The 10,153-nt window shown below is 42.7% G+C and carries 8 protein-coding genes; 5 read left to right on the top strand and 3 right to left on the bottom strand.

The genetic code is table 11. The features are described 5' to 3' along the window. Positions 1-156 precede the first annotated feature (156 nt). The 3 genes from ACKI39_RS06065 to mnmA form a co-directional block, all read right to left on the bottom strand. Positions 157-2,259 carry a methyl-accepting chemotaxis protein gene (locus tag ACKI39_RS06065; RefSeq protein ID WP_407398653.1) on the bottom strand — a complete coding sequence of 701 codons (2,103 nt, stop codon included), beginning with the start codon at positions 2,257-2,259 and terminating at the stop codon, positions 157-159. Positions 2,260-2,394: 135 nt separating this feature from the next. After that, the gene (locus tag ACKI39_RS06060; protein ID WP_407398651.1) at positions 2,395-3,108 is read right to left on the bottom strand and encodes a tRNA lysidine(34) synthetase; all 714 of its coding nucleotides are present in this window, start codon (positions 3,106-3,108) and stop codon (positions 2,395-2,397) included. A 4-nt stretch (positions 3,109-3,112) separates the two neighbouring features. Beyond that, on the bottom strand, positions 3,113-4,297 hold the full coding sequence (mnmA, locus tag ACKI39_RS06055; RefSeq protein WP_407398649.1) for a tRNA 2-thiouridine(34) synthase MnmA: 1,185 nt from the start codon (positions 4,295-4,297) through the stop codon (positions 3,113-3,115). 86 nt (positions 4,298-4,383) lie between these two features. On the opposite strand from mnmA, the gene ACKI39_RS06050 reads away from it, so the two are divergent. From ACKI39_RS06050 to recR, 5 genes are all read left to right on the top strand, one after another. Then, complete coding sequence (locus ACKI39_RS06050) at positions 4,384-6,144, top strand: AMP-binding protein (RefSeq protein WP_407398647.1); 1,761 nt, start codon at positions 4,384-4,386, stop codon at positions 6,142-6,144. 39 nt (positions 6,145-6,183) lie between these two features. Beyond that, complete coding sequence (gene dnaX / locus ACKI39_RS06045; protein WP_407398645.1) at positions 6,184-8,004, top strand: DNA polymerase III subunit gamma/tau; 1,821 nt, start codon at positions 6,184-6,186, stop codon at positions 8,002-8,004. Between the two features lie 25 nt (positions 8,005-8,029). Further along, positions 8,030-8,977 carry an N-acetyl-gamma-glutamyl-phosphate reductase gene (gene argC, locus ACKI39_RS06040; RefSeq protein ID WP_407398643.1) on the top strand — a complete coding sequence of 316 codons (948 nt, stop codon included), beginning with the start codon at positions 8,030-8,032 and terminating at the stop codon, positions 8,975-8,977. 262 nt (positions 8,978-9,239) lie between these two features. Further along, complete coding sequence (locus tag ACKI39_RS06035) at positions 9,240-9,545, top strand: YbaB/EbfC family nucleoid-associated protein (protein WP_407398641.1); 306 nt, start codon at positions 9,240-9,242, stop codon at positions 9,543-9,545. A gap of 19 nt (positions 9,546-9,564) precedes the next feature. Further along, a complete protein-coding gene (recR, locus tag ACKI39_RS06030) occupies positions 9,565-10,152 on the top strand; it encodes a recombination mediator RecR (protein WP_407398639.1) in 588 nt (195 codons plus the stop codon). Position 10,153: the final 1 nt, after the last annotated feature.

The raw sequence follows: 10,153 nt of genomic DNA, 5'->3' as shown, positions 1-10,153 counted from the left end.
AACGGGGCTTCATGCCCCTGCGGGTGTCAAACTACGGTAGGCTTGAACGTTAGTGAAAGCAAGCGCCTTGAGACGCATGTTTGAGACACTTGGCTTATAGCCACAGTGCAAACCACCCCTTTGAGGGGTGGTTATGATTTTTTATCTTTAGACTTATTACTTGTTAACCTTGAATACGCTTACGGAATCAATGAGGTTTCTTGAATTACTTTTTGCTTCAATTGAAATTTCACTGAGTTTCCTTGAGTTGCAGTCCAGAGTTTCAACGGCAGAATTGCAGCTTGCAAGGCATTCCTTTACGCTGGTACTGGATTCTTTAATGCCGGAACAAAGTGTAAAGGCCTGGTCTGTACTGCTGCTGATTTTTTCTGCATTGGTCTTAACATTGTGGGAAATATCATCAATATCCTTGAGGGAAGTAAGGATTTCATGGGCCTGCTGTCCCTGTTCTTCTGCCTTGTTCTTAAGGTCTTCAATTGTGTCTGAAACACTCATGATCTGTTCGATTGTGGCACCGAAAGAGTTTGTGATGTTTACGGAAGATTCTGTAATTTCATCAATCTTTGCGCTGATGGAACTGATGGATTCCTTTGAACTGTTTGCCTGATTTGCAGTGGTTTCTGCAAGTTTTCTGATTTCACCTGCAACAACTGCAAATCCCTTGCCAGCTTCACCTGCGTGGGCTGCTTCGATGGCGGCATTCATGGCAAGAAGGTTAGTCTGTGCGGCAACTGCTGAAATTACATCGTTGATTGCAAGAAGCTGTTTTGAAGCTTCCTTAACCTGCTGAATTTCATTTGTTGAAGTTGTGAGCTGAGTTCTGTTTTCCTGAGAGACATCAACAAGTTTTCTGATGGATTCTGTTGCAGCATTTGTTTTGTTTGCAGTAGTAATGACATTCTGTGCCATATCCTGAACTGCTGTTGCAGATTTTGAAAGAATGTTGCCCTGCTTGTGGATGGATTCGTTGAGACTGTTTGTTTCTGAAACGATGAGGGAAACTACCTGTGAAATGTTTTCTATTGCATTGTTCTCGGAAACGATGCTCTTGTTCATCGAGTCAACGGAAAGGTTTACTTTTTCTACTGTTGAATTAATCTGTTCTGTTGTATTCCAAACATTTTCAGAGACTTTCTGAACATTGGTTGCTGATTCCTTGATTCCTGAAACGAGTTTTGTCATGTTCTCTGCAAGTTCATTGAAGCCTGAAGAAAGAAGATTTGCTTCTTCTGAATTGTAGTTCTTGAACCTTTCTGTGAAATCTCCGCGAGAGAAACTCTGACATCCTTTAGACAAAGTCTTAAATGCCTTTGAGATGTTTCCAGAAATAAGAAGTGCAACTGTTCCGAATCCAACGATTAGGATAATCATGATGATTACGATGAACTTGATGTAGCTCAGAAGGATGTTTGAAAGTTCGCTAAGGTTTCCTTCACATACGATGAACCAGTTTGTTCCGGCAACAGAAGTAACGCCGTAATATTTTTTTGAAGAAATGAAAACCTGAGTTTCCCCGTTAAGAATGCTTGCGATGTCCATCTTTGCAACTTCGTCGAAGTCAGAGTCGTCAAAGAAATTTGCTTCCATGACTTTTGTACCGTCTTCATTGGTGATGTATTTCCCCTTTGCATCTACAAGATAAACAACGCTGTTTTCTGTAAGTTTCTGATTCTGGAGTTTGTCGTTAAGTCCGTCAACGAAACTGTCGATGGCAAGAACTCCCATGAATTTGTTGTTTACGACGATTGCTTTTGAAAGTGTAAAGCAGATGTTTCCTGTCTGGGCATCAATGTATGGATCTGTAAAAATGCATTTGCCACGATTGTTTTTTGCGCTGATGTACCAGTCTCTTGTTACTGGGTTCCAATCTGGATCAGGATCCCAACCGTCGGCACTTACAAAGAGTCCACCATTGGCAGTGTCTCTGATGGAAATGTCAGAAGCATAATAGATGTCGAAAATGTTTTCTGAATTTTTCAAGAATGTGGTGAAGTTCTTTAGCATGTCATCACCATTGTAATTGGCTTCAGTCAGTGCTGCAGAATTATTACATAGCAGTGCCATAGGTGTAAAAATATTGTTTACCTGTTCCGACATTTTTTCAACGTGAGCTGCTGAGGTAGCCTTTAGGTCGCTGCGGTATGTGGAATTCATTTTGACTACAGAAACAATTCCGAGAATTATTACAGCTGATAAAACTGAAAGGATGCTTACGAGAACGATTTGAACGCTTAATGAAATTTTCTTTTCCGATTTCATGGTTAATCTCCTCCATTATAACATAAGTATATTATAAGGGAGAAAATGGATTTTTTCTAATAAAGATTTTTATTTTTGAAGAAATATTTTTTTAAGGATATTTCAAACTAATTGTTGGAAATTTTGTGACTTGAGTTAATTCCACTCGTAGATTTTTCCTTTTAGGATGGCGTTGTACATTTTCTTTTTTACGCCAGGATTATCCTTGTTGATTTTTGCAATGAGTTCTTTTGCGTACTGTCTTCTTGTAGTACCGTCGTGGGGGCAAGGATTTTTTACGCAGGGCAATTCGTATTTGTTTCTGAATCCCTTGATGTCGCTTTCAGGAATATTGATTAGGGGGCGGATAACGGTAATGTCCGCTTCCTTGTAGTAGGTTTTTGGTGCAAAGGTGTAGAACTGTCCTTCGTAGATCAATGAAAGCATCATGGTTTCAATCATGTCGTCCTGATGATGGGCGTAGGCTACCTTGTTGCATCCTATTTTCTTTGCAAAATTGTTTATGGCTCCCTTGCGGAGTTTTGCACACATGGCGCAATAGGATCCCTTCTGAACTTTTTCCTTCAGTATCAGTGCAATGTCTGTCTTTATGATGTGGTATTCAACTTCAAGCTCGTTACAGAGTTTCTGTATTTCCGATAGATCAAATTCTCCAAAACCAAGGTCCGCCGTTGCTGCAACAATTTCAAATTTATTTGGGAAAAATTTTCTCAAGCCTGCAAGGGCATAGAGCAGGGTAAGGGAATCCTTGCCTCCTGAAATTCCAACAAGGATTCTGTCTCCTTCGTCAATCAAATCAAACTGCTGGATGCACTGCCTTGTGTAGCTGTAAAGTTTCTGCAGTGTCATTGCTTTATTTGATTACCTTTGAAATGATTCCGCCGCCTATGATTACTCCATCCTTATAAAGGACAGCTGACTGACCAGGGGCTACTGCACGCTGTTCTTCATCAAAGATGATTTTCCATGGCTGTCCCTTGTATTCTGTTTTGTCTTCTGCATCAGGGATGTATTTTGTTATTCTGCATGGAACAGGACGGGAAGCAAGACGAATCTTTACGAGCGTTTCAACTTCTTCCTTTGGTTCAATTCCTGCAGGCCAAACAAAGTCGTCTGCAATTAGTCCCTTTGAATTGAGCTCTTCATTTTTTGCAAGGACTACAAGATTGTTCTTTACATCGATTGAATGGACATAAACAGGATAGCTTGCGGCAACTCCAAGTCCGCGCCTCTGTCCGATGGTGTAGTGTTCTATTCCCCTGTGTCTTCCAAGTATATGACCGTCCAGATCTATGATGTCGCCTGGAATGCTAGGCTTGTCTGAAAAAAGTGCATCGCGGTATTCTTCGCCTACAAAGTCCTGGCTTTCTTCCCTGTCGGCTGCCTTTAGGTTTGCGCTCTTTGCAAGTTCAAAAACTTCTGCCTTTGTCTTTGTTGCCAATGGGAACCTTACCTTTGCAAGGGTATCTGATGGCACGCGGTAAAGGAAGTAGGTCTGATCCTTTGAAACGTCTGTTGCTCCACTTATCATAAATGGGCGTTGGTCTGTCCCAAAAATTCCTTCTTCTGGGCGGACGATTTTTGCATAGTGTCCCGTACAGAAGTAATCATAATGAATTCCAAGTTTATCAATAGCTTCAAGCATGGCTCCGAATTTTATGTTTCTGTTGCACATGATGCATGGATTTGGAGTGCGTCCGTTTCTATATTCGCTTTTAAAATACTCAAGAACCTTTTCCTTGTATTCAGCCTTTACATCCACTACATGATATTCGATTCCGTTTGCCTTGCAGAATTCAGTACACTCTTCGATGTTTTCTTCTTCACCAGGTCCGTAGCAGGCTTCCTTCATTTTTACTTTGTTGCTGTCCTTGTTTTTTTCTATGACGGTTCCATCCCAAAGACTCATGGTTACACCTATTACTTTGCATCCCATGTTCTTGAGCATGAAGGCTGTAAGGGTTGAATCAACTCCACCTGAAAGTCCAACTAAAACTGTATCACCTGCCTTTGGCAAGTCCTGTTCAACATAATTCATGAAGACGATTATACAATTTTTATTGGTAAGTATCGACATATTGGGTTATACTAATAATATATATTCGGTTATAAGTAGAATTATTCATGGAAACAATAGAAGACCTTAAACAGTATACTTTCCCTGCTTTGCTTGCCAATTCCGTAAAAAAATTCTACGACAGGCCTGCCCTTGCTCTTGTCGGTGAATACCCTGTGTCCTATGGTCAGGTTAAAGAAAAAAGCGAAGCCCTTTCTTATGTTCTTGAGCAGATTGGCTTAAAAAAAGAATCCAAGATAGTGATTTTGGGCACCGGCCGTCCTGAATGGGGTATTGCATATTTTGCCATCGTTAACCGTGGAATGATAGCGGTTCCTCTTTTGCCGGATTTTTCCGTTGCGGAAGTGGAAAGCATCCTTGCCCACTGCGGCGTTGATGCCATGTTTGTGGAAGAAAAGCTCTATAAAAAAATAGAGTGTCTTGGAGATAATCTTCCAAAAACCATCATTAAACTTGAGGACTATTCCCTTATCAGAGGTGATGAAGAAGCTTATGAAAAAGCTGATCACTTTGTCCGCCATCACGCTTCTGAAATAAAGAAGGCTCTTGTACCTGTTGAAATTGATGAAGATGCAACTGCAAGCATAATTTATACAAGCGGAACTACTGGAAGATCCAAAGGAGTTGAACTGTCTCACAAGAACATCGTGTGGACATCGGTTCAGTGCCAGAGCGTTCATCGTGTAAACAAAATTGACCGTGCCCTTTCATTTCTTCCATTGAGCCATGTCTATGAATTTACCATTGGATTTGTAATGATGCTTCTGAACGGCGCCTGTGTCTACTATCTTGGAAAGCCTCCTGTCGTCAGTGCTCTTCTTCCTGCCTTTGAAAAAGTTGAGCCTACAATCGTTCTTTCAGTTCCCCTTGTAATGGAAAAAATCTACAAGAACAAGGTTCTTCCTACGTTCCAGTCAAACAAAATTCTTTATGTTCTGTATAGAATTGCTCCTTTCAGGAAAATGCTGAACAGGGCTGCAGGAAAAAAACTCAAGAAGACTTTTGGCGGTCACCTTGTATTCTTTGGAATTGGCGGTGCAAAAGTTGATCCTAAGGTAGAAAAATTCCTCAAGGAAGCAAATTTCCCTTATGCCATCGGCTATGGACTTACGGAAACTTCTCCTTTGCTTGCAGGCAGCGGAACAAAAATCACATTCCCGGGAACTGTAGGTCCTGTTATGGAAGGCGTTGAACTTGTAATCAACAATCCTGATCCAAAAACAAAGGTCGGTGAAGTTGTTGCCAAGGGACCAAACATCATGAAGGGCTATTACCGCGATCCGGAACTTACAAAATCGGTTTTCACTACTGAAGAAGACAGTGCAGGTCCTGGCTATTTCAAGACAGGTGATCTTGGTTTGATTGCAAAGAAAAAAGGTCTTGTCCGCCTTAGTCTGAAAGGCCGCAACAAGAACATGATCCTTGGTCCAAGCGGGGAGAACATCTATCCTGAAGACATTGAGTTCATCCTTAATCAGAATCCTTTTGTAAATGAATCTCTGGTTGTTGAAGGGGATGGCGGTCTTGTTGCCCTCGTCAAGGTTGATGAAGAAAAACTTGAGGAAGAAGCAAAGCAGCGTAGCCTTAGGGACAGAATCGAAAACAATGTTCAGAAGGTAAGCCGCGATCTTGCCTGGCATAAGGAAGCAATTCTTGGAGAAATTCAGTTCTTTGTGAATACACGCGTAAACAAGTCTTCCCACATCGGTAAAATAGAAAAAATCGATGAATTTGAAAAGACGGCCACTCAGAAAATCAAGCGCTATATCTACGAACTGAAGGAAAAGGCTAAGAGCAAGATTAAATAGCATTGAGAAAAGGGCGTTTTTGGTGTATTCTATATCCCTATGGCATATGAAGTAACAGCGACAAGAAGACGCCCCCAGAGTTTTTCAGCTCTTGTCGGTCAGGAATTTGTTGCAGAAACATTAAAGAATTCAATTCAGTCAGGCAAAATCGCCAATGCATATCTGTTTTCAGGCCCAAGAGGATGCGGAAAGACTTCTACTGCCCGTATTCTTGCAAAAGCCCTCAACTGCCAGAAAGGTCCAACAGCGACTCCGTGCGGTGAATGTGATGCCTGCCGTGAAATTACAGCAGGTTCAGCTCTTGATGTTATTGAAATAGACGGAGCCTCAAACAATTCCGTAGATGGCGTGCGCCAGATTAAAGATGAAGTTCTTTTCCCTCCTCAGACCTGCCGCTACAAAATCTACATCATCGACGAAGTCCATATGCTTTCAAACAACGCCTTCAATGCTTTGCTTAAGACCATTGAGGAGCCGCCTCCACATGTAGTTTTTATTTTTGCTACTACAGAACTTCAGAAAGTTCCTGCTACCATCAAATCAAGGTGTCAGCAGTTCAACTATCGCCTTGTTCCCGTTGAAAAAGTTAAGGAACAGCTTGCACAGGCTGCCGCAGAACTTGGAATCAAGGCTCAGGATGAAGCCCTCTATTGGATTGCCCGTGAAGCAGGCGGTTCAATGCGCGACAGCTATACTCTTTTTGATCAGGTTGCGGCATTCAGCGGCGATGAAATTACCTACGAAAAAATCCGCGACAAACTTGGACTTGTTGGAATCGACAGGCTCAACGAGCTTTTTGGTCTCTGCGTAAAAGGAGACAGTACCAATGTTCTCCTCAAGTTTGATGAATATCTTCAGAACGGTGTAAGCATAGAACAGCTCATTTCAAACTGTACCGATTACCTTCGCTCAATTCTTTTCATCAAGAGTGGAATCAAAAAGGAAGCTTTGCTCGGTCAGAGTGCAGAAAGGTATTCGGCAGATGTGATTAATGCCTGGTCTACGATTCAGGTTGAACGTGCTTTGAGCATTTTCATGCAGCTTTACCGTGATATAAGATATTCTTTAAGTCCACGCTATGAATTTGAACTTGCGCTTTCTAGAATGTGCTGGCTCAAGGATTATGTTTCGGCACAGGAAGTAAAGAAGGCTGTTGATGCAGTAAAGCCTGTCCTTATGAATGCGGCAGGTCCAAGAAAGCTCCAGGCAGTTGCAGGTGGAACCGGACAGCCATCAGTTCAGCCAGTTCAGCAGGTGCAGACAGAAAGAAGGTCAGAAACTCCAGTTCAGACTTCAGCACCGGCTCGTCCTGTAAATGGATTGCCAACTTTCAGTGCCCTTACGGAAGAAGCATCAGAAGAAAACGATTACGGCTCAAATGCATCCGAAGAGGAAATCGACCCTTTTCTTAATGGCGGAGCTGAACCGCCTGTAAACAATTCAGCAATGGAAACCCCAAGACCAGTGGAAATTGCAAAGCCTGCCGTTCAGGAGGTTCAGCCTGAAAAAAATGCGGCGCTGAAAATTGTTGACTCAAAGGACGTTGGAAAGGTTCGTGAAGCAATCATCAGTGATTTTTCTGTTGAGGATGTAATGATTTCCAACAGCCTGTCAGAGACCGACAACTGGCACCTGGATGGAGACAGAATGACAGTCTATGCCGAAAACAAATTTGTTCAGGTTCAGCTTTTATCTGAGGTAGAAAAGATCACCGCCTATCTTTCAGAAGTCTACGGAAGACAGATTTCACTTGATATCAAAATCCTTGAAAAGAAGGTTGACGAGGAAAAGGCTGCCCTTCCAAAGGAAGTTGAGGTGCTGTGCGATGTGTTCAGAGGATCTCTTCTTGGAGTTCAATGATAGAAAAAGAGAATAGGAGTAAAATATGTCTGTAAAAGTATTTATCGATGGAAAAGAAGGAACAACAGGCCTTAAGATTTTTGAACGCTTTGCAAAAAGATCCGACCTTGAAATAATCGAAATCGACGAAGAAAAGCGCAAGGACAGCAACGAGCGTGCAAAGTGCATCAATGCTTCCGACTATACATTCCTTTGTCTTCCAGATGCTGCTTCAATCGAAGCCGTAAGCCTCTGCACAAATCCAAAGACAAGAATCATCGATGCTTCAACAGCACATCGCGTAAATCCTGCATGGGCATACGGATTTCCAGAACTGGACAAAAGTTTCCGTGAAAAGATCCAGACTTCAAACCGTGTTGCAAATCCTGGCTGCTATGCCAGCGGTTTCAATGCCATTGCATATCCACTTGTAAAGAGCGGAATTCTTCCAAAGGATTATCCAGTCTGTGCCAATGCGGTTTCAGGATATTCTGGGGCAGGTAAAAAGGCCATTGCAGTTTACGAAGCGGAAGGACGCAATGTGGAACTTGATTCTCCAAGACTTTACGCCCTTACACAGGCACATAAGCATCTTCCTGAAATGAAGCTTATTCCGGGCCTTGAATTCGAACCTGTTTTCAATCCTTATGTGTGCGATTATTTCCAGGGGATGACAGTAACAATCGGACTCCATACAAGACTTCTTGCAAAAAAAGTTTCGGCAAAGGATGTTTGGGAAATGTTTGCAAAGCATTATGAAGGCTGCAACTTTGTAAAGGTTCCGTCTTTTATGGGTGAAGGAACTCTTGCAGAACCATTCATTCCAGCCAATACTCTTGCCAATACAAACATGATGGAAGTTTTTGTTTACGGAAATGACGAGCGCATCTGTATTACAACAAGACTTGATAACCTTGGAAAGGGTGCGTCAGGTGCTGCAGTTCAGTGCCTAAACATCATGATGGGCATTGATGAAACAACAGGGCTAGTATAATCAAGAAAAAGCATTGTGTAGTAGTGTTGATGAACACTCCCATCAGGAACCTTCATCTGCTCCGACGGATGGGCGTACATGGTATTTGACTCGTTTCACTCGCACGCCCAAAGTCTTCGCAATGAAGAACCCTGATTCCGTGTTCATCAACAGTTTACATGTTTTTCAGATTAAACAAGAAAAGACGAGAAAATTGTTTTCTGTCATTGCGGGGCATGAAATGCCGTGACAATCCATAGATTACTAATGCAAGGAAAATATTATGAATCCATTTGATATGATGAAAAATCTTGGCGGTCTTCAGAACCAGCTTAAGGAAGCTCAGGAAAAACTTGGTGCGCTCAGGGCAACAGGTTCTTCTGGCGGCAATATGGTTAATGTTACAGTCAACGGAAAATTTGAAATGGTGGACATCAAGCTTGATCCGATCTGCGTAGACAACCGCGATGTTCCTATGCTTCAGGATCTTATTCTTGCAGCACATCACGCCGCAGTAGAAGCCATGCAAGACAAGATGAAGGCGGAACTTGGTCCTATGCTCGGTGGAATGAATATCCCAGGGCTTTGATCCATAGGGTGATTTTACGATGAACGCACTCGACGAACTTACAGAAAGCTTTTCTCACCTTCCAGGCATCGGAAAAAAATCTGCAGCCCGTATTGCCAACAGTCTTTTAAAGGCAGACAGTTTTTTCATGTCCAGGTTTGCAGAACAGATTAAAACCCTGCAGGAAAAGATTAAGCCCTGTTCCGTTTGCGGGGCATGGACGGAAGAAGATCCTTGTCCAATCTGCTCTGATGTTACCCGTGACCGCAGCGTCATCTGTGTTGTTGAACAGCCCCAGGATGCTGCGACTATTGAAAGCAGCCACGAATTCCACGGGCTTTTTCATGTCCTCGGTGGCGTTATTTCTCCCCTCGAAGGAATGACTCCAGATAAGCTCCGCATAAGTTCCCTTGTGGATCGCGTCAAGGAAGGAGCTGTAAAGGAAGTGATCCTTGCGACAAATCCGACTGTTGAAGGAGATACAACGGCCCTGTATATTCAGCGCATTCTTGCTGACAGCGGTGTAATCGTCACCCGTCTTGCTTCAGGTCTTCCTGTTGGCGGCGACCTTGAATATGCCGACCGCCTTACTTTGGCTCGCAGCTTCCGCGGAAGGACACAGTTTTAAA

This window comes from Treponema sp. (assembly GCF_045641405.1).
Classification (GTDB): Bacteria; Spirochaetota; Spirochaetia; order Treponematales; family Treponemataceae; genus Treponema_D.
This window is presented reverse-complemented; position numbering and strand designations above follow the sequence as displayed.